Genomic DNA, 24,308 nt, shown 5'->3' with positions numbered 1-24,308 from the left:
AATACGTGGCAAAGAAGCTCAATGTAGACACAATGGACCTCTCGGACGAACACGTTATGCGCGAACTCCGTGAGGAGCTTGACATCGGCGTGATCACTTCCGTGCCGGGAGCTGCAAAGGGCATTGCAGCAAAGATGAACATAGAAAAGCTTCTCGACATCAACATCAACTCCTGCGACCTCTTCAGGAAACAGACCCAGTAACGCCGAGACAACCCGAAATAATTCAAAGTAATCCCAAAAAATCCGAAATACCTGCATAAACTGAGAAAAAACGGGCATCAGGAACTTATATCCCCCTTTAACCCCGGGAAACATGCCGGGATACGGGGGGTGAAACTTTTTTTGGGTTTCTGCTGGCGGGAATAAACCGGTACAGTTTCTCTGTTCAGGTTCCCGGGCACCTGCCCGTTTTTCCTCTTGCAGGCTTCTATAGGCTGATTTGTGCTCTAAGAGCTGTGCGAATCGTCAACCCGCATTAGTATAAAACTAAACGGAGTGTGCGTGAAAATGAGTGACGAAAACAGTGGATCCGGTGGACTTCAGAGGACAATTGACTGGAAACAGGGGCTTGCTATTGCCCTTGGGGTTCCTGTGCTTATCCTGCCCTCCATCGGCTACTTTGCAAGTTATGTCTGGGCTTTTGCAATCATCGTGTGGGTCCTTTCAGTTTTCCAGGGTTTCATGCAGAACTTTGCCTACGGCGAACTTGCAACAATGTTCCCGAAAGCTTCAGGGCTTCCGGGATACGCCCAGAGTGTGTTCGGTACGAATAAGGGAAACAAGAAGTACGACCAGGGTAAACTGCTCGGTGGGTTCAGCGCCTGGAGCTACTGGTTTGCCTGGAACCCCGTGCTTGCTATCTTTGCAATCCTTATCGGAAGTTACCTTAAAGGCCTGGTCCCTGCCTTTGCCGGCATTCCTGACCTTGCTCTCTATCTTGCCTCCGGGGCAGTTGTTTACATATTCCTTATGCTAGTTAATTATCGCGGGCTTGCCGGCGGAGCGACCCTCGGGTACATCCTTGCCGTGCTTTCTCTTGCCCCGCTTATCATTATCGCCCTTGCACCTTTCGTAACCGGGCACTTTGAAATGAGCAACATCACCGGTGCCTGGCTGCCCACGGACTGGAGCTGGGACATACCGCACATCCTTATCCTGCTCGGGCTTTTTGCTATGGCCCAGTGGAGCGCCTGTGCCTGGGAAACCGCAGCAATCTACGGGCCCGAGTACAAGGAACCGAAGTCAGATGTGCCAAAAGCCCTCTTTATCTGCGGCGCAATCTGCCTTGTGACCTTCATCCTGGTCCAGGCAGCCTGTACAGGGACCCTGGGAATTGAGGGAATCCTGGCCGAACCCTTCTCGCCTATGCTCCCGATGGCCCAGATGACCCTCGGACCCATAGGAGGAGCCCTTACCATCCTCATGCTGGTTGCGGCAATGGTCATGATCATCCAGACCGCTTTCCTCGGGGCTTCAAGGGCAATGTATTCCATGGCTGAAGAAGGAAATCTCCCCAAGTTCTTCGGCAAGATGAACGCTCACGGGACCCCGGTTAATGCGATGATCGTCATCGCTCTCTTCAACATGGGTTTCATCTGCATGGGTACTCCCGCAGCCATCCTGGCTGCATCAGCCATAGGGTATGTGTGTGCCAACGGGATCAGCCTCTTTGCCTACGTGAAGGCAAAACTTGACCCCCGCTTCTCAAAGCTGGAAAGGCCCTTCAAAGCCCCCAAAGGCTGGCAGTCCGTTGCCCTCTTCTTCGGGCTCTTTAACCTGCCTCTCTGCCTGATAGGGGTGGTTTACCTGAACAGCCTTGAGGTTGGATGGACTTCCACGATCGTCGGTTTCGTGGTGCTCGCCCTCTACATTCCGCTCTGGTTCTACTCCCAGAACGAGAACCCGGTGAGGGTGGAAAACGAAACCCACGTAATGAGCGAAGCCCTTATGTAATGTATAATAGGGTTGCAGTAAAAGGAATCGTGTCGCAGTAAAAGGAATTGTGTTGCAGAAACTTACTTCTGCACCCTTCTTTCTTCTGCGCTCTTCCTTTCAAAATTTTTTCGGCCATACCTTAAATAGATATTACATATAATATATATATCAAGACTTCTGCAGTTGAATAAAATCGAGGTCCTTATCATTGGACGAGCATCAAATTGGTTAAAATGCTCTTAACAAGCTCGATTGCAGTTTCTTTTCCTCAGGTGCAGAAGTCCAGATATAAATAACGTAAAGGATTGGAATAAAATATTGCATAAAGGTCCGATCTTTTTCAAATGTTTGAGGTGTGGAAAATTGCTCTCTTTTTCCCTGTTCAGCAGCCCAAAAACGAATGGAACCGACAATGAGGGTTGATGATGCTTAGTAATACCCCGCTGAGAACGAAGTTGATCCTCTATACCGTGCTTGGGGTTTTTCTGGTCCTAGCCGTTTCCACGGCTGTTATCATCAGTACGGTGACAACACAGGAAGAAAAGCTGGCGTACAAACAGTCGGTTGAGATGGCTTCCAACTACGCAAACCAGTTTGATGCGGATATGAAAGCCAACTTTGCCATAGCAAGGACTATCTCCACCACCATGGCCAGCTACGAAACCGCAGACCGGGACGAAGCCCTGTTGATTCTGGAAAACCTGCTCCTCGATAACCCCAACCTTCTGGGGACTTACGTGGCTTTCGAACCCGATGCCTTTGACGGGAAAGATGCGGAATATGCAAACACTCCGGCACACGACGAGACCGGCCGTTTCGTCCCTTACTGGAACAAAATGAACGGGCCCGTTACTCTCGAACCCCTGCTCCATTACGATAACTCAGACTACTACCAGCTCCCAAAAAGCACTATGGATGATGTGCTCACGGAACCTTACTTTTATGAAGGGGTTTTCATGGTAAGCTACGTTTCCCCTATCATAAAAGGCGGGGAGTTTGTGGGGATCGGAGGGGTGGACGTATCCCTTGACTACGTGGATGAAGTGGTAAGCGAGGTCCGGACCTTTGACACAGGATATGCTTTCATGGTAAGCAACACGGGAATCCTGCTCTCCCACCCCACCCATAAGGACTGGATAGGAAAAAAGAACCTTTATGACCTTGAGGGAGATGAGATCCGCAAAGCCTCCCTTGATATCAAAAACGGGGTTGCCGGGCACCTGGAAACTGCGGACCCAACCACAGGCGAGACCGTTATTCTTTTTTACGAACCTGTTGAGACCGGGGACTTTGCCTTCGTCCTGGTTGTCCCGAAAGACGAGATGCTTGCCGGGGTTACTGACCTCCGGAACAGGTTGCTGATTATCTCTGCAATTTCAATCCTGTTCATGGGCGTTCTTGCTTACATGATTGCCCGGTCCATCACCCGCCCCATCGATAAAATCGTTGAGGACTTCAAGAGCATTGCCCAGGATGCGGTCAAAGGGGAACTCGGGGTAAGGGCAGATACGGATGTCGAAATCGATTTCCGGGAAATCCCCAGGGGCTTAAACGAAATCCTGGATGCCGTGGTCGTTCCTATTCGGGAGGCCATGCGGGTGACCAACGCCCTTGCTAAAGGGGAACTAAAAGAGCGGGTCAAAGTGAACGTGCAGGGGGAGTTTCGGGAACTTGAGGACACGCTGGATAAGTTTTCAGAGACCCTTAACATGATCATTGACGACTCAAATGCAGTCCTTACTGCTTTTCAGCACAACGACTTCAAGCGGCCGATCCGGGTCCAGGGGCAGGGCGACTTCAAGCTCCTTACGGACGGGATTGAAGAGACCCGCCTGGTCCTTGACAGGGTTACGACCCAGAGGAGGGAGGCAGAAAAGGCCCTGATCGAGTATGCCAGGAAGCTTGAGCACTCCAACAAGTTAAAGGAAGAAATGGAGCGCATAATCAATAACAGCCCCGTAATTGTCTTTTTGTGGAAGTATGAGGAAGGCTGGCCTATCGAATTCGTCTCGGAAAACGTTACCCGCCTCGGGTATGAAATGGAAGACTTTACCTCAAACAGGATCCTCTATGGGGATATCGTCTATCCGCAAGACCTTGAAAAGGTAGATGTCGAACTCAGCAGGAACGTGGAAAACGGCTCTGAAGACTACAGTTCCGAGTACAGGGTCCTCACCAGGTCCGGAGAAGTCCGCTGGGTGCACGAAAGGACCTTTATCCAGAGGGACGAGACCGGAGAAATCCACCTGCAGGGGATTGTCCTGGACATCACCGAGCATAAGAAAGCCGAAGATGCCCTTTTGCAGATGGAAGAGGTCAGGAAGAAAGAAATCCACCACCGGATCAAAAACAACCTGCAGGTAATCTCAACCCTGCTCTACCTGGAGTCCGGAAACTTTGATGACGAGAAAGTAATCGAAGCCTTCCGGGACAGCCAGCACAGGGTCAAGTCCATGGCCCTTGTCCATGAAAAGCTCTACCAGTCCGAAGACATGGTAAGCGTAGACTTCTCCGACTACATCCAGAACCTTGCAAATTACCTTTTCGGGGCCTATTCAGTAGGCAGCGGGGATATCAGGTTGAAGCTTGACGTTGACAATATTTTCCTCGGAATGGATACGGCCGTCCCCGTGGGAATCATCATCAACGAACTTGTCTCGAATTCCCTTAAACACGCTTTCTCCGAAGGGGAAAACGGGGAGATTTGTATCTGTCTCAAAAAGGAAACAAAGGAGACAAAGGAAAAGGGCAGCAAAAGTACCGGAAGTGCCGACTCCGTAAAAGGAATCCGGGAAGGCAGAGAATGTTTTTCGCTGGTTGTCAGGGATAACGGCAAAGGCTTCCCTGAAGATATCGACTTCAAAGAAACTGATTCCCTGGGCCTGCAGCTTGTGAACACCCTCGTGGACCAGGTTGAAGGCAGTATCGAACTTGACAGGAGCAGGGGTACCGAATTCAGGATCCGGTTCCGGGAACTGAAGTACAGGCAGAAACTGTGAGGCAGTTGCCAGTGGTGGATTCCGGAATGCCTGAAACAATAAGCAGGTGAAAGCAGATCATGATTATGAAACTCAAGATTAGGAAACTGGGGCCAACTCTGAAATATCAAGATGGTTAAACAAATCGGGTTGGTTAAACAAATCGGGATGGTTATAGTCAAGGACCCAAATTTCTTCACCAATCTCAAGTGAAAGTTTAACCACAGAAAGCACGGAAAATACGGAATAAAGAAAATAGGGGCACATCCTTCCGCGCTTTCCGCGCTTTCCGCGTCTATAAAGTAAGTGTAAATATTTATTTTCGGGACTATAAGCAAATCGGAATGATGAAGTAATTAAACAAATTTAAAAAAGAAATTAAAAAAAAATTTAAAAAAGAAATCTGTCGGAGAGGAGATGATTTCATTGGATTCAGGTATGATTGCTACTCAAGTTACGTTTTTCGGGGTTGGAAAGAATGTTGATTTCAGACCAGGTATAAACCAGGTATGCCATGTATGTATTCCCGGTTTGATGCTGTTTCCGCAAGATCTCTGGTTGCCATTTCAGAATCGTGGCCACAACACCACAATTCTTCCCTGGGATCGATGCAGAATCCTGGCAGTCTAATTGGGTTTAGTTCACCGATTTGGGTGAGTTCATTGATTTGGGTTTCCTCTCAAAGGTCAGGTATTTTTAAGCGAGTTGTCGAATTTACACATACCGTTTTTCTATTATTTCCAACAGATTTCTTTTTCAGTGATGAGTTCCCAAACTCATATCCCATTGTTCCCGTTTTTCCGTTGATGAGTTCCCAGACTCATATCCCATTATTTTCCCGTTTTTTCATTGATGAGTTCCCAAACTCATATCCCATTATTTTCCCGTTTTTCCGTTGATGAGTTCCCAGACTCATATCCCATTGTTCCCGTTTTTCCGTTGATGAGTTCCCAAACTCATATCCCATTATCTTTTGGTTTTCTATTGATGAGTTCCCAAACTCATATCTCAGTTAGAGGTTCGTTTTTACGTCCCGGATTTGTTTCCATATCTCCCTCAGATATGTTTCCCACATTTTCCGGATTCCAGACATATCGTTCAGACATCCAGGGTATGAGCCTTACCTATATGCCCGTTTCTTAAGTTATCCCTTCTTTTGAACCTCAAATCACGTCAGGAGGAGCCAGTATTACTATTTCCTGACACCTTCCTTTATGCATTTGATGATATTTAGCCCAACCTATGAGGTTTTTTCTACTGAACATGGTTCGAGAAAGGGCTTTAAGGCATTGCCTGTGCCCTGAGATTTTTCAATGCCTTTGAAAATTTCAACAACTCAAAAAGAGATAATTCGGAGGCACCTGAGGGGCGTGGCATTAAATCCCACTGCCACAACCCTCAGGCACATTTGTAATGCATTTGCTGGGGTTCATGGAGGAGCATGGGAACTGCTTTTTGGAGGTTTAGCAGGTCCTTGATCCTTCTTTCTCAAGAGGTCTCTTAAGGGGCGGACTGCACTCCCACATGCCTTCCGGGGCCTTCCATTACTCTCTGAGATATTTTTTTTCACTTCTTTTAGAGGATGCAACGATTTTCTTAATTTTGTCTTTTTAATTCGTTTATTTAATCCGTTTTTCGTGCCATTTTTTATTCTATTCTTTTGCCATTTTACTTCTGTTTTAAACTCTCTCTTAAATTTGCTGGGTATCCCACCGGGCATTTGCCAGTGCCAGGTAGATGTTTTATTCCCAATTTCTATTCTGTTCTATAACTTCGATTATATATAGCCCAACCTATGGGGGAGTTTCGAAACTTTTTGGTTAAAGAAAGAGTAATGAGTAATTGCCAGAGTGATGGGATTTTTTAATGCCGTTGAAATTTTAAACGGCTTGAAAAGCAATTCACATGAACCCCTGAAAGGCAGCTTAGATTTACCCTATGAGCCCGGGAGCCGTTAAACCGGGAAAGTGAAAATTCTTTTCAGGAAAGTAAAGACCTCTAAAATACTCTTTGCCTCTCCTTTTTGAGGAGCAAGCAGTCTATTCGGCTTTATTCTCCCCTCTAAAACAGAAGTTATTAATAAAAGTATTCATTATAAATGTACACAGGAATGAGTTCATCTTTATGCGATACGATATGGCTTTCTGAAAAAAGGAAAAACCTCCTTCTCTTGCTTATGGAAGGACCCCGGGACATCGAGCAAATAAAGACTTCTCTTAACGTGACTTCAAAAGCGATGATGCCTCAAATTAAGATTCTGAAAAAGCAGGAGTTAATTCTCCAGAGAGTGGATACTTACGAACTTTCCGAGATCGGAAAACTGGTAGTAGGGAACATGCTCCCTCTCCTTAACACACTTGAGGTCATCGAAGAAAACAAGGAATATTGGGCAAGCCGGGACACCAGTGTCATACCCCATGACCTGTTCATGCGCCTGGGCGAACTTGGGGAATGTATGGTAATCGAACCCGACCTGAACCACATGTTTGACCTTCCCAGGGAATTTACGGAAAACCTTACAAAATCCAGGTGCATCCTGAGTTCCCTTTCTTACTACCATCCCCTTTACTCTTCTCTTTATTCAAAGCTTGCAGAAAGTGAAGCGGAAGTGGAACTCGTGCTTACGGAACCCGTATTCGAGAGGCTGAAAACCGATTGCCTGGATGAACTCCGGACGCTTCTGGATTCGCCAAATACGGTTGTAGGGGTCTGTGAGGAGGGCCTTAACATCCCCACAATTGCTGTCACCGACCGTTTTATGTATCTCTGCCTCTTCGACAGGCAGGGAAAATACGACCATAGAAAGGTGATGAGCTTCGATGCAAGTGCGCTTCGCTGGGGCAGGGAGCTTTTCATGCATTACAGGAAATCCGTCCGGGAAGTGACTGAAGTTTAATGCTCCCGGCATATTGAAGTCCGGATAGGTGGCCGTTTCATCCTCTGTCCTTTTCCAGAAACACCGATATGCGGGAGTTTAGTACGATGAGGTTCAAAGACGTCTCCTTTAAGTCAAAGCTGGTTCTCTTTATTGTTGTGGGAGTTTTTCTGGTTCTTGCCGTCTCTACGGCAGTCATCATTGGCACGGTGACCTCGCAGGAAGAAAAACTGGCCTACCAGAAGTCCGTTGAAATGGCAAGCAACTATGCAAACCAGTTTGATGCGAATATGAAGGCCAACCAGGCTGTTGCAAGGACCCTTGCGCTTACCATGGCTGAGTACGAAACTTCTGACCGGGAAGAGACAATGGATATCCTGAGGAATGTCCTTAAAGAGAACCCCGATCTTATAGGGGTCTATGTAGGATACGAGCCGGATGCTTTTGACGGCAGGGATTCCGAATATGTAAATGCGCCGGGACATGATGCAACAGGCAGGTTCGTTCCTTACTGCAATATGATCAACGGTCCGATGACTATCGACCCTCTTGTCAATTATGATTCCTCGGACTACTACCAGCTGCCGGAAACCACAGGCAAAGACGTCCTGACCGAACCTTACTTTTACGAAGGGATATTCATGGTGAGCTACGACTCCCCTATTTTCAAAGACGGGAAGTTTGTAGGGATCGCGGGCGTGGACGTCCCCCTTGAATATGTGGACGAGGTTGCAAGCGATATCCGGACTTTTGATACCGGGTATGCTTTTATGGTAAGTAACACCGGGATCTTCCTCTCCCACCCGACACAGAAGGACTGGATCGGAAAAAAAAGTCTCCATGATTTTGACGAGGAAGAAATCCAGAACGCTGCCGATGACATCCAGAAAGGAATAGGGGGGCACATGGAAGTCACCTCTCCCACCACAGGTGAGAACGTTATCATGTTTTACGAGCCTGTTGAGACCGGGGACTTTGCCTTCGTTCTGGTTGTCCCGAAAGACGAGATGCTTGCCGGGGTTACTGACCTCAGGAACAGGTTGCTGATTATCTCTGCAATCTCAATCCTGTTCATGGGCTTTCTTGCTTACATGATTGCCAGGTCCATCACAAGGCCTATTGATGAAATTGTCGAGGACTTCAAGAGCATTGCCCAGGACGCGGTCAAAGGGGAACTGGGTGTAAGGGCAGACACGGATGTTGAAATTGATTTCCGGGAAATCCCCAGGGGCCTGAATGAAATCCTGGATGCCGTGGTTGTCCCCATCAGGGAGACCATGCGGGTGACCAACGCCCTTGCAAAAGGGGAACTAAAAGAGCGGGTCAAAGTAGATATGCAGGGGGAGTTTAAGGAATTGGGAGACACCCTTGACAAATTCTCCGGGACCCTCAACAGGATCATTGATGATTCAAACGCGGTCCTTACCGCTTTTCAGAATACCGATTTCAAGCGGCAAATCAAGGTACATGGGCAGGGAGACTTCAAACTCCTTACGGACGGGATTGAAGAGACCCGCGAGGTACTTGATATGGTTACCACCCAGCGCAAGGCAACCGAAAATGCCCTGCTGGAATATGCAATGGAGCTTGAGCACTCGAATAAACTTAAAAAAGAGATGGAGCTGGTTATCAACAAAAGCCCGGTTATTGTCTTCCTCTGGAAGTATGAAGAAGGCTGGCCTGCGGATTTTGTTTCGGAAAACATTACCAGGTTCGGGTATAGCTCCGAAGACTTCACTTCCATCCGCATACTCTACGCGGACATAGTCCACCCCGAGGACCTGGAAAAGATGAAAAAAGAACTTGCAAGGAATGTGGAGTCCGGCTGTGATGTCTATACCTCGGAATACCGGATCTTCACCAGAGCCGGGGAAATCCGCTGGGTGGATGAAAGGACTTTTATACAGAGGGACGAAAAAGGAGAAATCCACCTGCAGGGCATCATCCTTGACATAACCGAGCATAAAAAAGCCGAAGAAGCCCTCCTGCAGATGGAAGAAATCCACAAAAAAGAAATTCACCACAGGATCAAGAACAACCTGCAGGTAATCTCCACCCTGCTTTACCTGGAGTCCGGAAACTTCTCCGATAAAAAGGTAATGGAAGCTTTCAAAGACAGCCAGCACAGGGTCAAGTCCATGGCCCTCGTCCATGAAAAGCTCTACCAGTCCGAAGACATGGTAAGCGTCGACTTTTCCGACTACATTAAAAACCTTACCGATTACCTCTTCAAATCATATTCCGTTGGCGGCGGAAACGTCAGCCTGAAACTTGATGTTGACAACGTTTTCCTTGGAATGGACACAGCCGTTCCCCTGGGCATCATCATCAACGAACTGGTTTCAAATGCCCTTAAACATGCCTTCTCCAAAGATGAGGACGGGGAAATACGCATCCAGCTGCACAGGAACGGAGGAAGCCCGTCCCGGGAAGGAGCAAATTATAATAATAAAGAAGATAAAGAAGTGGCTAAGGATAAAGAGCCGGCCAGGGATAAAGAAGCAGTTAAGGATAAAGAATTGAGTGAGACCAGGACCTGTGATGGTGCTGGCCTTAGCGGCGGAATACGGGAGGATAAAACCAAAGAGGACCTGTTAACCCTGGTTGTCAGGGACAATGGCAAAGGGTTCCCGGAAGACCTTGATTTCCGGAACACGGATTCCCTCGGGCTCCAGCTTGTGACCACGCTTGTTGACCAGATTAACGGGAATGTCGAACTCAGCACGAACGGGGGAACCGAGTTTAAAATCATCTTTCAGGAGCTGAAGTACAAAACAAAGGTGTAACTAATGGCAGAAGGAAGAATTCTAATTGTCGAGGACGAACATATCGTCGCGATGGGAATAAAGCGAATGTTAAAGAATTTGGGGTATACGGTAACAGGCATTGCCTCTTCGGGGGACGACGCCATCAGCAAAGCAGAGAGTACCTTTCCCGACCTTGTGATGATGGACATCATGCTGAAAGGGGATATGGACGGTGTGGAAGCTGCAAAGGAGATCAGGGCACGTTTTAATATACCGGTGGTTTACCTGACCGCCTACTCCGACAGCAAGATTATCGAGAGGGCCAAAAAGACCGAGCCGTTCGGCTACATCGTAAAGCCTTTTGATGAAAAGGACCTGCACAGCAGTATAGAGGTGGCCCTGCACAGGTACAGGACAGAAAAAAAATCCGGGGAAGCTATTGAAGAGAAATGATAAACGATGGTTTTTCCGTCAACGTTCATCTCTGCTTTCGGATTATCCCTTCTTTCGGATTATCCCTTCTTTCGGGTTTTTCCAGAGTCCTGAACTTATCCCAGTCAGTCACCCAAGCCTGAATCCATTCTCTTTCTTCAGCCTTCACCTGCGGGAATTTTTTCCTTCTCACGGCTTTTTTACAGGCACCACCAGGGCATCCAAAATATATTTTCAGTTTGTGGGCATGAGTACATAAAGCTTAAAAAACATAATGAAGTTCGGGATACTTACTAAACTTTAAACATTTGGCATAGAATCAGCATAAAATTGGCATAGTATTAGGCATAGTTTTGGACATAGAATTAGGGCATAGAATAGGCATATTTGGCATCCGGATCATTTCAGAACCAGACCATGTCAGAACCAGAACAGAACCAGACCATGTCAGAACCAGACCATTACGCGATTCTTGGAGTTTCCAGAAAGGCATCTGCTGATGAAATTAAGGCAGCCTACCGGAGGCTCGTTTTTATGTACCACCCTGACAGAAACCCGGGGGTGGACGCCGAAGAGCGGATGAAAATGATTAATGTTGCCTACTCTGTCCTCTCTGACCCGAAAAAAAGGGCTGAATATGACCTCCAGGGACGTTTTGGTTCCAGGCCCTCAGGAGCAGGGGGAGATTTCAGGGCAGAGGATTATTCCTGGAAAAAAGAATACAGCTGGACCTGGACATGGGGCGGCCAGGGTGGGAGGGAGAACAGGCAGGGATGGGATACCCGAAGGGAATATTCGGGGAGCAGGCCCGCATCCGGAAACCCCACCGGAAGGTGGGATAAATCCTCTCCCGGTTCCCGGAATGGCTCAGGCAGGCAAAAAGGTGTTCTTTCTACCTGGGGAGCCGTGGACCTGGCTCTCCGCATCATTGGGGTCCTTGCAGTGCTCTGGCTGATTCTCAGCATTCCCATGCTGGTTGTATTCCTTTTGATAGTGACAGCCTTTTTGCTTGCCTTATGGTTGCTGGCACGGGAGCTGCTGAGGGGAATGGCTGGAAGAAAATGAATGCCTTTTTGTTTATTGCTTATTCATATTTTTTGGGTTATCCATATTTTATTGGTTATTCATATGCATTATTTCAGTCATTGGAGTGCCCTTTATAGTTATCTCAATGCACTTGTGGAAAAGGCCTGTTACACGCGACCGGTGAAGGTATAGTACCTGAAAATATAGTGCCTGAAAAACAAATTCATAAAAGGTTTCCATTGATAACTGAAAGACTAAAAAGTGGACAACCGAAAGTCTCATGCGCTTGAAAATTTTAACGGGATTAAAATCTCCTGTGGCGTTTGCCAAAACCCATCTCATCTGCAAAGGATAAAAGCCCTGAATAATCTCTTCTCTTTTGTAAACGCCATGTGGGGCAGGTTATATAGTTTTAATTATATAGAAATCGATGCAGGAAAATCTCTGCCTCTCTTTCCGCTTGACGGCCTGGGTTTCCATTTAACCGGAAGCGCGGTTTTATTTGAAAACAAACCGGCTTCTGCAGGGAAAATAACTTAATGTTAGAAGGCGATTAGCTGCCTTTCCCTTTTAATTTCACTGTAATGCTTCGGAATACAGGATGAAATCCAGATGAGATTCAAGGACGTCCCGTTGAAAACCAAATTGATCCTCTACACCGTGCTTGGGGTTTTGCTGATCCTTACGGCTTCCACAGCTGTGATTATCTCCACGGTTACGGCACAGGAGGAGAAACTGGCATATGAGCAGTCGGTCGAAATGGCATGCAACTACGCAAACCAGTTTGATGCGGATATGAAAGCCAACCTTGCTATTGCAAGGACGATTTCCGGCACAATGAGGGCTTATGAGGCAGCAGACAGGGACGAAGTCTTGAAGATTCTCGAAAACCTGCTCCTTGACAACCCCCACATCCTGGGGACCTACGTGGCCTTTGAACCCGGCGCCTTTGACGGGAAAGACGCGGACTATGCAAACACGCCTTTGAATGACAAAACAGGCAGGTTTGTCCCATACTGGAACAAAATGAACGGATCCGTCACTCTTGAACCCCTGCTCCATTATGACCACTCCGACTACTACCAGCTCCCGAAAAACAGGAAAGAAGATGTGCTCACGGAACCCTACTTTTATGAAGGGGTTTTCATGGTGAGCTACGTTTCTCCTATCGTAAAAGGAGGGGAGTTTGTGGGGATCGGGGGAGTAGACGTATCCCTGGATTACGTTGATGAAGTGGTAAGCGAGGTCAGGACCTTTGATACAGGGTATGCTTTCATGGTCAGCAATGAAGGTGTACTCCTTTCCCATCCCACCCATAAGGAATGGATCGGGAAAAAAAACCTCAGCAATTTCGGGCTTGAAAATATCGACCCGGCTGTCACTGACATCAAAAAGGGGATAGGCGGGCACCTGGAAACTACGGACCCGACAACCGGAAAGACTGTGGATATGTTTTACGAACCTGTCGAGACCGGGGATTTCGCTTTCGTCCTGGTCGTCCCGAAAGAAGAAATCCTTGCCGGAGTCAATGACCTCCGGAACAGGCTGCTCATCATTTCGGCAGTTTCTATTATGTTTATGGCTGCCCTGGCTTACATGATTTCCCGCTCTGTTACCAGGCCGATAGATGATATTGTTGACGGTTTCAGGAAAATAGCCGATGCTGCGGTCGGGGGAAAGCTGGATTTAAGAGCGGATACTGACGTGGAAATCGATTTCCGGGAAATCCCTCACGGGTTGAATGAAATTCTCAACGCTGTGGTAGTCCCCATCCGGGAGACCATGCGGGTAACCAATGCCCTTGCAAAGGGAGAATTAAATGAGAGAGTCAATGTGGACATGCAGGGAGAATTCAGGGAACTCGGAAATACCCTTGATAAGTTCTCGGGAGCCCTGAATGGGATTATTGACGACTCAAATGCCGTCCTCAGTGCCTTTCAAAAGAACGATTTCAAAAGGCCGATCACGGTACACGGACAGGGGGATTTCAAACTCCTTACGGATGGGATTGAAAATACCCGTATAGCTCTCGACCGTGCCACCAACAGGCGCAATGCAGCTGAAAAAGCCCTGCTGGAATATGCAATGGAGCTTGAGCACTCTAATAAGTTAAAAGAAGATATGGAGAAAGTCATAAACAACAGTCCTGTAATCGTCTTCCTGTGGAAATACGAGGAAGGCTGGCCGATTGAATTTGTATCGGAAAACGTTACCCGGATAGGGTATAATGTGGAAGATTTCACTTCCACCCGGGTCCTTTATGAAGACCTGATCCATCCCGGAGACCTGGAGAAAGTCCGGGCAGAGGTCAAAGAACACATAGATTCCGGAATCAAGGATTATACCTCGGAGTACAGGGTCCTCACAAAATCCGGTGAAGTGCGCTGGGTGGATGAAAGGACCGTTATCCAGAGGAACGAAATTGAGGGAATTCACCTCCAGGGGATTATCCTGGACATCACCGAGCACAAAAAAGCCGAAGAAGCGCTCTTGCTGATGGAAGAAACCCGCAAAAAAGAAATCCACCACAGGATCAAGAACAACCTGCAGGTCATTTCTTCCCTGCTCTACCTGGAGTCCGGAAACTTTGATGATGAGAAGGTTACCGAAGCCTTCAAAAAAAGCAAGCACAGGGTCAAGTCCATGGCTCTTGTCCACGAAAAGCTCTACCAGTCCGAAGACATGGTAAGTGTGGACTTTTCCGACTATATCAAGAACCTTACAGATTATCTCTTCCATTCCTATGCTGTCGATGGCGGGAAGGTCGGGCTGAAGCTTGACGTAGAGAATGTTTTTCTCGGGATGGACACGGCTGTCCCTCTCGGGATTATCATCAATGAGCTTGTCTCAAACTCCCTTAAACATGCCTTTTCCGAAGATGAAAAAGGGGAGATTTGTATCCGGTTGCACAGAAAGGTTGATAAAGAGGGCAGTACTGAAATCAACAACTTAAGCAATGTAAAACAGGGGAATAGTAATAAAGAAAACCGTTTTTCTCTGATTGTAAGGGATAACGGAAAAGGGTTCCCGGAGGACCTTGACTTCCGGAACACGGATTCCCTCGGGCTTCAGCTTGTGACCACGCTTGTGGACCAGATTGAAGGGGACATCGGACTTGACACGAGCCGGGGAACCATGTTTAAAATCAGCTTTCAGGAGCTGAAATACAAAACGAAGGTGTAATGAATGGTAGAAGGACGAATTCTGGTTGTCGAGGACGAACACATCGTCGCAATGGGAATAAAGCGGATGCTAAAGAGTTTGGGGTATACGGTAACAGGTGTTGCCTCCTCGGGAGAAGACGCCATCAGCAAAGCCGAGAGCACATTTCCTGACCTGGTGCTGATGGACATCATGCTGAAAGGTGATGTCAACGGCATAGAGGCAGCAAAGGAGATTACAACACGCTTTGATGTGCCTGTGGTTTACCTGACAGCCTGTTCCGAAAGCAAAATCGTGGAGCGGGCATGGAAGACCGGGCCTCTTGGGTATATTGTGAAGCCTTTTGATGAAAAAGACCTGCAAAAAAGCATTGATGTGGCTCTGCGAAGGTACAGGATGGAAAAACAGGGCATCGAAAAACAGAGCGTGGAAAAGCAGGGAATGGAGACAGATTCCGGAAAGCAGGAGAATGATTCCGAAAAAAATCCGGAATCCTTCAGCCGCTCAAACCGATCCGAAGGCTCCAGAGTGAGCCTTTGAACCTTTTTCCATATTCGTGTTTTTGAGCTTTTAGGGTTTAGTTTTTCATTTTAAGTTTTTTCAGCTTTTCAGTTTTTGAGTTTTTCAGTTTTTGAGTTTTTCAGGTTTTTTCAGGATTTCAGTTCCCCTTTCAAGGGTTTCGACCACTGTTTTTAAGATCTTTACACGGGAGTAGCGCTTGTCGGCGGATTCCACAACTATCCAGGGTGCGTCGGTTGTGCTGGTCTTCTGGAGCATTTCCTCTACTGCGGCTTCGTACAGGTCCCATTTGCTTCGGTTCCGCCAGTCCTCTGCGGTTATCTTCCACTGTTTTTCAGGGTCGTTCTGCCGGCTTTCAAAGCGTTCAAGCTGGGTTTCCTTATCGATGTGGAGCCAGAACTTGAGGATTATGGCTCCTCCCTCCCTGAGGATCGTTTCAAATTCGTTGATTTCCCGGTAGGCCCGCTTCCATTCTTCCTCACTGCAGAAGCCTTCCACTCTTTCTACCATGACCCTCCCGTACCAGCTCCGGTCGAAGATGGTCAGGTGCCCGGCTTTCGGGACTCCTTCGCAGAAGCGCCAGAGGTAGTGGTGGGCTTTTTCAGTGTCGTTTGGGGAACCAACCGGGACTACCCTGTAGAGCCTGGGGTTCAGTTCTTCGACCAGGCGGTAGATGCCCCCTCCCTTGCCTGCGGTGTCCCAGCCTTCAAAGATAACTACCATGGAGCGTTTCTGCCTGAAAAGGTCGTACTGGAGTTCCTCGAGCCGGTGCTGGTATAACTTTTTTTGCTCTTTATATTCGTCGTAAGGAAGCCTTTTTGAGAGGTCCGCCTGCTTGAGGACGGAACCCTGGATGTCAGGTAACTTCGGGGTGCCTATTTCCAGGTACTTGATGGTCTGCTTTCCCGGGGTCCTGGTCACTTCCTCTATTCGGGCTTTGATGGCCCGGGTCACGGTCATGATGATCTTGAGGGTTGCAAATTTCCGGTCGTTGGCTTCCACTATGGTCCAGGGTGCATGGGGCATGTCGGTTTTTTGAAGCACTTTTTCCACTACCGGGAGGTATTCGTTATATTCATCAATGAAGTCCAGCGTTTTCCCGTTGCTCTTCTCATACTCGTCGAGGATCAGGGGGATTCCTTTCTTCTGTATTTCCTTGAAGCGCTCTTTTTGCTCTTTTTCACTAATATGCAGGAAGAACTTAAGGACCAGGTACCCGTCATCTGCAAGCTGCCGCTCAAAATAATTTATTCCCTCCAGGCACTTTTCAAGCCCGGCCTCATACTTTTCCTTCCCGTAATGCTCGATAATCGCCCGGCTGTACCAGCTCCTGTCAAAGATCGCAATTTTCCCCCTGACAGGGACCCGGGCCCAGAAGCGAAGCAGGAATGGTTTTAGAAGTTCTTCGTAGCAGGGCACTGTCATGGTATGGAAATCGTATCCCCTGGGGTCAAGGGGCAGGATAAAGCGGTTAATGTCCTCCCCCATTCCTGATGCATGCCAGCCTTCAAAAACAAGTATAATCGGGATTTTCAGTTCCCAGGCTCTCCGCTGAAGCTCCCCGAGTTCAGCCTCAAGGGCTTCCATGCTCTCTTTATATTCGCCGTTTTTTACCGATTTTGACAGATCTACATTTTCAAGCATGCCAGCACACCACGCATATACTGAAAAAGAATAAAACCGTTACAGAATAAAACAGTAACTTTTCTGGCTCATAAATAGTGAATTTATAGTGAGTTTCTTCTTACAGCATGGGAATTGATTTTTATCTTTTATAAATGGAGCAGTTCTTTGTACTGTCAGAATTGCCAGGAATGAATATAGCAAAAACAAAATCTTATAAGTCAAGTCTGGTAAAATCAGGTCTGAAGCCTTTGAAGATGGCCCGGCTGCCAGAGGAATCGCAGTAATCAGTAGCATGGCGGTACTCCTGCCAATCAAAATGAATATTTTGCAGGCTGTATTTATTTCCACTTTGTACAGCCTCTAAATATTTGAGTTATGTTTAAATAATTCTAAATTTACTCAGTTTAGATTAGTAAATAGTAGGTCTTCCTTAATTATAATACACTGTGGTTCATTTTTTGCTCGACTATGTGTTTCATCCTACTTTTGAGTCTCATGGTGTATCACTTCTAACTCATAAACATATTTATAAATATACTACTATAATATGACCCCGAATCTACTCATTTGCCGTACATTTTAAAATATATATATCGATAAATATTTGTTAATCTGATTTAATGCTGATTTTTTGATAAATGTTGTATTGTATTGTATTGTATTGCATCAAACTCAGTCTTTTTTCCGGTTTTTCTTTGCTGAATATATCTTCTAAAAAATGATTAATCAAAAATATGTTTCCTATTATGCCTTATGGAGGTATGTTTTTATACTATGTTCGTCTCGATTTTTTTGTTATTGTTTTTGTTATATGCAAATTTATATCTGTAATGTATGTATTATGGTAACTATGATACGCCTTGTGCATATTTTTTGTGAATGCTGATTAAATATTTATATTATGATATATATTATGCTAGTCTGTTTTTTAGATCACATATATTATTTATAGTAACTATTTATTTATGTATTATATGTTATATCTTGTATATTGCATATTATGTATTTTAATTTGTTATTATTTAACTCGTTTATTGTTCTTTATATATATTCTAATATTTTTTTTCAAAAAAATGCTTTTTTACGTGCATAGCTTATGTAATATATTATAAAATATTTATTTACAAATATGCCTTTTTTTAATTGCTGGTTTTAACATTTCCTAAAAACTATTACTTATCTTTTATATCTATATTATTTACTATGTATTTACAAAGTAAGTCTCAATTATTAATTGTACCTCCTCTTATATATAATTCAGTTCTGTATATTGAAAGTAATGTATCATTTAATTAACCTATATCATTTTTTATATATACGTTTCTTGAATTTCTTAGAAAAATTCCATGTTTCTTACTAAAATATCTCTATTTTTATATATTCATTTTTGGACCTGCGAGGGTAGAGTGATTAAGTCAAAACCTACTAAAAACACATAGGTTAAATTTTCATATCATTTTATATAATTGGCATAAGTTCATGTATTTTTTGAGATTTCATTCATACATACTATAAGATTCAATTTGCAAAATTTTCTCTCTTTCTTTTCTTTACATTTTTTTGCAGTAAATATTACGGTGATCGGCAGAGACTGCTCTATTCCTATAGTTTATGTAATGAACGACTTGACAAAATGAGAGCAAATTTCAGGTTTTTAGGGGACCCTGGTATATATGCACATATACTATGTGAATAAAGGGATTCATCCTGGCACTTAAATCTGGATTTGGATGTAAACTCAGGGGAAAACACGAGCAAAAGTTAAAAAATCATTCACTATGCAATTAAGTAATAATTCAGTAGGGCGTATATTACATAATTCCGGACTTGTTCACAGGTTAAGCTTTCCTTTTTTCCCGGGCTTGCAAGAAGCAAAAAAGTCAGAAGAATCCTATAATTTTTCAAGAATTATGCATGTCTTTCTAAAATTTAAAATCAAAAAAAATATTTTATTAATTGGCAACTATATTTATTAAGTAATATTATCATATATTATATGCCTATATTTATAAATACGTTTTTGACTTATTTACTGTAGACTCAGCAGGTCAAACCTTGGCAAATACGCATACCGTTTTACTTTAAAATTTATCAGAAAATTAGTTGATATTTAGCCATAAATAACATAAATATTGAAAACCCAGTGTATTTCTCGGAAATATGCTTGCCCGGTATTCGTGTCCTTTGTATAGGTGCAACTCTCTACTTTAATTTAAATTTATGCAATAACTAATATTATGGCTCTATTATATTAATTAAATATTATTATAGATATTATATTGGATAATTTAATTATGTCTATTTAATTTTATTTGTTTATTTTATTCATTATTATAAATTTTATATTTTTCTCGTAACAGTATATTATTACGTTTAAGAATATCGATTGAAGCCTGATTTTTTTCTTTCGGACCTTCCAAAAATCCGGTTAGGGAGTCACTGAATTAGAACTCCGTTTAGAACTCCAGTTTAAGCTCAAAAATTTCTTCAAATAGTTCGTATTTTTTACGGGCCCGGTACAGGTACTGACGGACGGGAACTTTTTCTCTGGCCCTTGCAAAAAGAGCTTCGATTTCTCCCCTTGAAAATACTGCTTCTAGTTTTTTAATGGGAACTGCTTCGAGTCCTTCCAGGTCGTCGACCACGGGGTTACTTATGGGGACAGGGACCGGAAGGAGGGAAATAGGAGCTTCGTCAGTCCAGTTCCATTCCGGGTCATAAATGTTCGCAGAAAAGCTGCCGCAAAAAGTGCATTTTGTTATGACTATGAGCTTCCCCTCCACAGAGTGATAGCTCAGGCTCATAAGCAAGGCATCACAGGTTGTGCATGTTCCGATCTCGTTTTTTTCCAGGCTGTAGGCGGGGATCCGGTCTTCTCCTATGTATAGGTCGTTGCCCTGAAGGTCATAGCTGTATTCCATGTGTTTTACTCCTGAGTGCAGCTCAAAATTTAAAGGAGTTTGCATTACTTCTGGCTTTTCCTTGTGTATTTCTGTCTAAGGTCATAAACATATTAAACATTGATCCCTCCGGGAAGTTTTTGGCCCGGAACTGCAGGAGGGACTGCAGGGGATTTGAAAAATAGCATATTAAAAATAGGCATGTCCAAAAGTAGCACCACCGGGTCTGCCGGAACTTAGGGGCAAGTGGAAGGTCGGTGGAATATTTCAGGTGAGTGGGAGCCTGGCAAGTCTGAGCTCGGCAAGTGGGAGCTCGGGAAGTCTGAGGTAGGAGATATGGAAAATGAGTAGGGGACTGAATTGGGCAGAATAATGGGGCAGATAGAAGGCTTAACTGAGTAGAAGACTGAGTATATAAGGCAGGTTGGGAAAATATAACTGAGTAAAAAGTATGAGATGAGCAGATAAGGATGTGGAGGGGAAAACCGGGAAGAGGTTCAAGTTTTAATATTTATTATTTCAAAATGTACCAGGATGATAGAAATATATTCAGATAAAAATAGATAAAAATATATTAGTGCTGATAATAGAATCCGGGGTCTGATAAAACCGTATTACTTTTGATTAAAATATAGGCAGAATGGTTGTCGGGAAGTCATTCCGGAGCAGGTACCCGGTCATAATGTCTTAGAATTTTTCTGAAGAATTTTTACAGGACACAAGTTTAATATACAAGCTCATGTAAAATAAATAGCGAGTATAAATAAATATATTATTTATGTGTTTAGCACATGATGGGGATGATAGGGTTCTTTTTGTTTCTTAAAGGTAATTAATATTTTATTTACTATAAACTATAAAAATAAAAAATATAGATGTTTGATATCTTTCAACATAGTACATCTAAATCATAGAAGTCTATGTTTGACTCATAAAAAGCAATATATCCGATAAAGCCCAATATGATATATGGTATCAACTTGATTTGAAATGAAATATGCTTGCGCATCAATTAAAAATTATTTGCATAATCCCTATCATGACGAATAAATTTACAAACCTATATATATGGCTATAACTGACATAGTTTACTACATCAGTAGAGGTGGTAATTAATGGGATCCATCCGAGCTAAAATCAAATCAAGAGTCGAGAAATTTCTCGAAGTAGACTCCGACGGATATCGGAGAGCTATACTGTGCATTTTTATCAAAGTAAAAAAGGCAACCATTGATGAGCTGCATGAAATGCTTTCAAGCAAGTACAATGTTTCAAGGAATACGGTTGCATCCATGGTGGGATACATTCATTCAAAACTCGGTGTCCTGAGGGCCCATAAAGAGTCCTATAAAACCCCAATGGTCTATCTTCTGAGGGAAGAATACGTTGATCTGCTTTTGAAACTTGTGAATTCATCGCCAAAAACATCTGCTGAACCTTCAGCCTGAAATTCTTTTTACTCCCGGCAAATTGCCTGATGGACTATGTCACTTGTAAAAAACGCACCCAGGACAGCAACGACTATCGTGGTACGGTCGGATGCAAATACCCGCATAAGCCATTCAAGAGACCCGTACTACAACCTTATGCGGCGTATTTTCCAGGAAGAAGCCACTGCCGTAAGGGGCCAGAAGTTCCTGACCATGATTGAAGAAAGGCAGGCCGCGGGAAATCCGCTCAGGACCGACGAGTGGAAAGCCCTCCTGGACGAGCTCCAGACCGGACGCGCCTCTTTTTATGCCATGCGCAACAAACTCCTCGGAGCAGGCCTGATCTCTGTCAAGAACAAGGAGTACAGGCTATCAGGCCAGTTCTCAAAAGACCTCATGGATATGGCCCGCTGGTGGTGGACTGCAGTCCTCAGCCAGGACGAAGCAAGCCTGTAAACCTGAAATTAAACCATTTTTACAACATAATCAGGATATATTCTAAGCATATTCTCGCCCCTTATGTGCCAGATCCTAAAAATCTGGAAACACTCGCCCGAAAGCTATATATACAAAATCTTCCTTTAGAAGATACGCTTCAAGGCGCAAGAAACACGCCCCACAGCGAAAAATCATCGAAGCCCGGTAGTGTAGTGGTCAATCATGCGGGACTCTGGATCCTGCAACCTCGGTTCGAATCCGTGCCGGGCTACTAAACTTTTTCAATTAAGTTTTTTCTATACTGATGTTTAACTTTTTCCTATATGTTGTTTTGACTACCTGTTAGGCACAACGGAGTTTCCAAAAGAATTTCCTGCACGTGGCTGATCAGGAGCCATTGGTTTCACCATATACAGCCATTTTGGGAGATTCCCTTTATTATCATTCACAATTTTACATTTTATCCCTTACATTTTATCCCTTACTTTTTTACCTTTTACTTTTTTGCCCTTACTTTTTTACCGTTTCTACCCGGGCTGTGATACATTTTTAGCATTGCATGCTTGAGAAAAACAACAAGAAAAAAACAAAACTGCCCTTGAAGTGTCCGCAACATATGGAAATATAATGTCCTTTTTGTAGAACTCGGCAACTTTTTCCCCGGGACTTTTTCGGAGCAAGTCTCGGATCCGGATATTAAGTCCAAAAATCAGGAAAATTGCTGGATTTTTGCTCGAAAAATACCCCTTAATGTCCCGGATTTTACGGGCAAATATGGACAAAAAGGCAAGAATGTCCAGGAATGACTCTATCATGACCCTATTGTAGAATCCATCTGAAAATGTCCCGGGGATTTTGAGACGGGGTGCCTTTTTGAGAAAGAGGATAACCCTTTCGGAGAATGAGGCGATTCTTGCTCCAGGCCGCTTTGCCCGCTTTATCGGAAAAACGGCCGCATGGAAATTTCATTTCTCTGTCAGGCAACAGAACTTACTTATATCAAAGCCATCAACGATTATTATAGGGTTGTAAAGATGCCCTGCTTTGAAGTAATTGTTGCGGGTAAAATCCCATCAGCCCCGGGCAGTCTGGCGCACCCTGACAATATCGAGGGGAAATCAGTGAAAATATGTGTAACAGCTACATCCTGGAATCTGGACTCCACTATGGACCCGCATTTTGGAAGAGCCCCGTATTTTATCATTATCGATCCTGAAACCATGGAATTCGAGGTACTTGAAAACCCGGGCGTTTCAGTGCTTGGGAAAGGGATACAGGTAGCGCAGGCCATGGTGAGCAAAGGCATCGATGTTCTGCTGACAGGCAAAATCGGCCCCGATGCTTTTAGAATCCTCTCAGAAGAAGGTGTCAGTATAGTAACAGGGGCCAGCGGCTCGATTCAGGCTGCAGTCGAACAGTTTAAAAAAGGTGAACTCAGGCCGGCCGATGGGCCCACCTGGAAATAATCAAGCTGATTACCAAAAAATAACCGGAAAATAACCGGAAAATATTGTTTCAGGTATGACACTCTCTATTTTCCTCGTACTTCTGCCTTACTGCAGCAGCCGCTTCCTCCCCGAGTTTCTCTGCCACGACCCGCAGGAAGATAGTAATGTAGTCAGGGGGCACACATCCCAGGCTCTCTTCCCCGCTGAAGATAAGGGAAATGAGGTATTCCAGGTCTTCGGGGGAGGTCCCGCTCAGCCTCCGGTGGAAATCTATGGCATCTTCTGAATAGTGGTTCGCCAGAGGGGGAAGAATCGAACGGTAGGGGACGCCTGAACCTGAACAGAGCAGGTCTTCGCATTCGGGTGCAAGTTTTTTTAGCAGGTCAATGTCTTTGTCAGAAAGTATTCTTGCCATGAAGGGTCACTCCCGGTAAAATATGGATCCTAAATAAGTATTTTTACGAAATGTGTTAATGGATGTATTGACAGAGATTTTACAATCAATGTTTTATTCCGGAACTCTTCCTAAACAAAAGATGATTCGATTTTCTGCTATTTAAAAAATAGTTTTTCTGCTTATTTTTTCCTTATTTCAGTTTCATTTCTGTTTTCATTTCTGTTTTCATTTCTGCCTTATAACCCAGGATTCTATAAATGTGCCAGAATTAATTTTAAAAACCCTGGCCAACTATTACTTAAAGGGGAAAGGAGGTGGAATCTCCGGGGTTCAAAATTGAGACTTATTACTGATTTTGCGGATCGATAATAGATTTTGCGGACCACGGGATCG

The 24,308-nt window shown here is 44.7% G+C and carries 17 protein-coding genes, 1 tRNA gene and 1 pseudogene; 14 read left to right on the top strand and 5 right to left on the bottom strand.

Annotation, left to right across the window (positions count from 1 at the left end; genetic code table 11):
• From FTO70_RS11235 to FTO70_RS11225, 3 genes and pseudogenes are all read left to right on the top strand, one after another.
• Positions 1 to 203: pseudogene (locus tag FTO70_RS11235) on the top strand ([dimethylamine--corrinoid protein] Co-methyltransferase); the annotation flags it as partial.
• A gap of 306 nt (positions 204 to 509) precedes the next feature.
• Positions 510 to 1,955 (top strand): APC family permease, encoded by a 1,446-nt coding sequence (locus FTO70_RS11230; protein WP_255335846.1) that lies wholly within the window; start codon positions 510 to 512, stop codon positions 1,953 to 1,955.
• Between the two features lie 407 nt (positions 1,956 to 2,362).
• Positions 2,363 to 4,936: a histidine kinase dimerization/phosphoacceptor domain -containing protein gene (locus FTO70_RS11225; RefSeq protein WP_255335845.1), complete on the top strand. Its 2,574-nt coding sequence runs from the start codon at positions 2,363 to 2,365 to the stop codon at positions 4,934 to 4,936.
• Between the two features lie 1,408 nt (positions 4,937 to 6,344).
• On the opposite strand, the gene FTO70_RS11220 is transcribed toward FTO70_RS11225, so the two are convergent.
• Positions 6,345 to 6,635: a hypothetical protein gene (locus tag FTO70_RS11220; protein ID WP_255335844.1), complete on the bottom strand. Its 291-nt coding sequence runs from the start codon at positions 6,633 to 6,635 to the stop codon at positions 6,345 to 6,347.
• Positions 6,636 to 7,025: 390 nt separating this feature from the next.
• Here FTO70_RS11220 and FTO70_RS11215 point away from each other — a divergent pair, with 390 nt between their 5' ends.
• The 3 genes from FTO70_RS11215 to FTO70_RS11205 all read left to right on the top strand — a co-directional run bounded on the left by FTO70_RS11215 (position 7,026) and on the right by FTO70_RS11205 (position 10,990).
• Complete coding sequence (locus tag FTO70_RS11215) at positions 7,026 to 7,811, top strand: winged helix-turn-helix domain-containing protein (RefSeq protein WP_255335843.1); 786 nt, start codon at positions 7,026 to 7,028, stop codon at positions 7,809 to 7,811.
• 86 nt (positions 7,812 to 7,897) lie between these two features.
• The gene (locus FTO70_RS11210; RefSeq protein ID WP_255335842.1) at positions 7,898 to 10,576 is read left to right on the top strand and encodes a histidine kinase dimerization/phosphoacceptor domain -containing protein; all 2,679 of its coding nucleotides are present in this window, start codon (positions 7,898 to 7,900) and stop codon (positions 10,574 to 10,576) included.
• Positions 10,577 to 10,579: 3 nt separating this feature from the next.
• On the top strand, positions 10,580 to 10,990 hold the full coding sequence (locus tag FTO70_RS11205) for a response regulator (protein WP_255335841.1): 411 nt from the start codon (positions 10,580 to 10,582) through the stop codon (positions 10,988 to 10,990).
• Positions 10,991 to 11,015: 25 nt separating this feature from the next.
• Here FTO70_RS11205 and FTO70_RS11200 read toward each other — a convergent pair whose 3' ends face one another.
• A complete protein-coding gene (locus FTO70_RS11200) occupies positions 11,016 to 11,162 on the bottom strand; it encodes a hypothetical protein (RefSeq protein ID WP_255335840.1) in 147 nt (48 codons plus the stop codon).
• A gap of 224 nt (positions 11,163 to 11,386) precedes the next feature.
• Here FTO70_RS11200 and FTO70_RS11195 point away from each other — a divergent pair, with 224 nt between their 5' ends.
• From FTO70_RS11195 to FTO70_RS11180, 4 genes are all read left to right on the top strand, one after another.
• A complete protein-coding gene (locus FTO70_RS11195) occupies positions 11,387 to 12,034 on the top strand; it encodes a DnaJ domain-containing protein (RefSeq protein WP_255335839.1) in 648 nt (215 codons plus the stop codon).
• A gap of 222 nt (positions 12,035 to 12,256) precedes the next feature.
• The gene (locus FTO70_RS11190) at positions 12,257 to 12,535 is read left to right on the top strand and encodes a hypothetical protein (protein ID WP_255335838.1); all 279 of its coding nucleotides are present in this window, start codon (positions 12,257 to 12,259) and stop codon (positions 12,533 to 12,535) included.
• A 72-nt stretch (positions 12,536 to 12,607) separates the two neighbouring features.
• Positions 12,608 to 15,178, top strand: a complete 2,571-nt coding sequence (locus FTO70_RS11185) for a histidine kinase dimerization/phosphoacceptor domain -containing protein (RefSeq protein ID WP_255335837.1) — start codon at positions 12,608 to 12,610, stop codon at positions 15,176 to 15,178.
• 3 nt (positions 15,179 to 15,181) lie between these two features.
• Positions 15,182 to 15,697: a response regulator gene (locus tag FTO70_RS11180; RefSeq protein ID WP_255335836.1), complete on the top strand. Its 516-nt coding sequence runs from the start codon at positions 15,182 to 15,184 to the stop codon at positions 15,695 to 15,697.
• An 84-nt stretch (positions 15,698 to 15,781) separates the two neighbouring features.
• On the opposite strand, the gene pap is transcribed toward FTO70_RS11180, so the two are convergent.
• Positions 15,782 to 17,320: a polyphosphate:AMP phosphotransferase gene (gene pap, locus FTO70_RS11175; protein ID WP_255335835.1), complete on the bottom strand. Its 1,539-nt coding sequence runs from the start codon at positions 17,318 to 17,320 to the stop codon at positions 15,782 to 15,784.
• Between the two features lie 2,438 nt (positions 17,321 to 19,758).
• On the bottom strand, positions 19,759 to 20,223 hold the full coding sequence (locus FTO70_RS11170) for a hypothetical protein (protein ID WP_255335834.1): 465 nt from the start codon (positions 20,221 to 20,223) through the stop codon (positions 19,759 to 19,761).
• Positions 20,224 to 21,317: 1,094 nt separating this feature from the next.
• Between FTO70_RS11170 and FTO70_RS11165 the strand changes: the two genes are divergently transcribed.
• From FTO70_RS11165 to FTO70_RS11150, 4 genes are all read left to right on the top strand, one after another.
• The gene (locus tag FTO70_RS11165) at positions 21,318 to 21,650 is read left to right on the top strand and encodes a DUF2551 domain-containing protein (protein WP_255335833.1); all 333 of its coding nucleotides are present in this window, start codon (positions 21,318 to 21,320) and stop codon (positions 21,648 to 21,650) included.
• Between the two features lie 36 nt (positions 21,651 to 21,686).
• Positions 21,687 to 22,088, top strand: a complete 402-nt coding sequence (locus FTO70_RS11160; RefSeq protein ID WP_255335832.1) for a hypothetical protein — start codon at positions 21,687 to 21,689, stop codon at positions 22,086 to 22,088.
• 180 nt (positions 22,089 to 22,268) lie between these two features.
• Positions 22,269 to 22,341 (top strand) — tRNA-Gln (locus FTO70_RS11155).
• A gap of 850 nt (positions 22,342 to 23,191) precedes the next feature.
• On the top strand, positions 23,192 to 23,536 hold the full coding sequence (locus FTO70_RS11150; protein WP_255335831.1) for a NifB/NifX family molybdenum-iron cluster-binding protein: 345 nt from the start codon (positions 23,192 to 23,194) through the stop codon (positions 23,534 to 23,536).
• A 49-nt stretch (positions 23,537 to 23,585) separates the two neighbouring features.
• Here FTO70_RS11150 and FTO70_RS11145 read toward each other — a convergent pair whose 3' ends face one another.
• Entirely contained in the window at positions 23,586 to 23,933 is a 348-nt protein-coding gene (locus tag FTO70_RS11145; protein WP_255335830.1) for a hypothetical protein, read from the bottom strand.
• Positions 23,934 to 24,308: the final 375 nt, after the last annotated feature.

The sequence above is a fragment of the Methanosarcina sp. KYL-1 genome, from assembly GCF_024372725.1.
In the GTDB taxonomy this organism is placed as follows: domain Archaea; phylum Halobacteriota; class Methanosarcinia; order Methanosarcinales; family Methanosarcinaceae; genus Methanosarcina.
This window is presented reverse-complemented; position numbering and strand designations above follow the sequence as displayed.

Coding starts and splice junctions, on each gene's coding strand:
- FTO70_RS11230 (WP_255335846.1), top strand. CDS start 510: ATGAGTGACGAAAACAGTGGATCCGGTGGACTTCAGAGGACAATTGAC.
- FTO70_RS11225 (WP_255335845.1), top strand. CDS start 2,363: ATGCTTAGTAATACCCCGCTGAGAACGAAGTTGATCCTCTATACCGTG.
- FTO70_RS11220 (WP_255335844.1), bottom strand. CDS start 6,635: ATGCCCGGTGGGATACCCAGCAAATTTAAGAGAGAGTTTAAAACAGAA.
- FTO70_RS11215 (WP_255335843.1), top strand. CDS start 7,026: ATGAGTTCATCTTTATGCGATACGATATGGCTTTCTGAAAAAAGGAAA.
- FTO70_RS11210 (WP_255335842.1), top strand. CDS start 7,898: ATGAGGTTCAAAGACGTCTCCTTTAAGTCAAAGCTGGTTCTCTTTATT.
- FTO70_RS11205 (WP_255335841.1), top strand. CDS start 10,580: ATGGCAGAAGGAAGAATTCTAATTGTCGAGGACGAACATATCGTCGCG.
- FTO70_RS11195 (WP_255335839.1), top strand. CDS start 11,387: ATGTCAGAACCAGAACAGAACCAGACCATGTCAGAACCAGACCATTAC.
- FTO70_RS11185 (WP_255335837.1), top strand. CDS start 12,608: ATGAGATTCAAGGACGTCCCGTTGAAAACCAAATTGATCCTCTACACC.
- FTO70_RS11180 (WP_255335836.1), top strand. CDS start 15,182: ATGGTAGAAGGACGAATTCTGGTTGTCGAGGACGAACACATCGTCGCA.
- pap (WP_255335835.1), bottom strand. CDS start 17,320: ATGCTTGAAAATGTAGATCTGTCAAAATCGGTAAAAAACGGCGAATAT.
- FTO70_RS11170 (WP_255335834.1), bottom strand. CDS start 20,223: ATGGAATACAGCTATGACCTTCAGGGCAACGACCTATACATAGGAGAA.
- FTO70_RS11165 (WP_255335833.1), top strand. CDS start 21,318: ATGGGATCCATCCGAGCTAAAATCAAATCAAGAGTCGAGAAATTTCTC.
- FTO70_RS11160 (WP_255335832.1), top strand. CDS start 21,687: ATGTCACTTGTAAAAAACGCACCCAGGACAGCAACGACTATCGTGGTA.
- FTO70_RS11145 (WP_255335830.1), bottom strand. CDS start 23,933: ATGGCAAGAATACTTTCTGACAAAGACATTGACCTGCTAAAAAAACTT.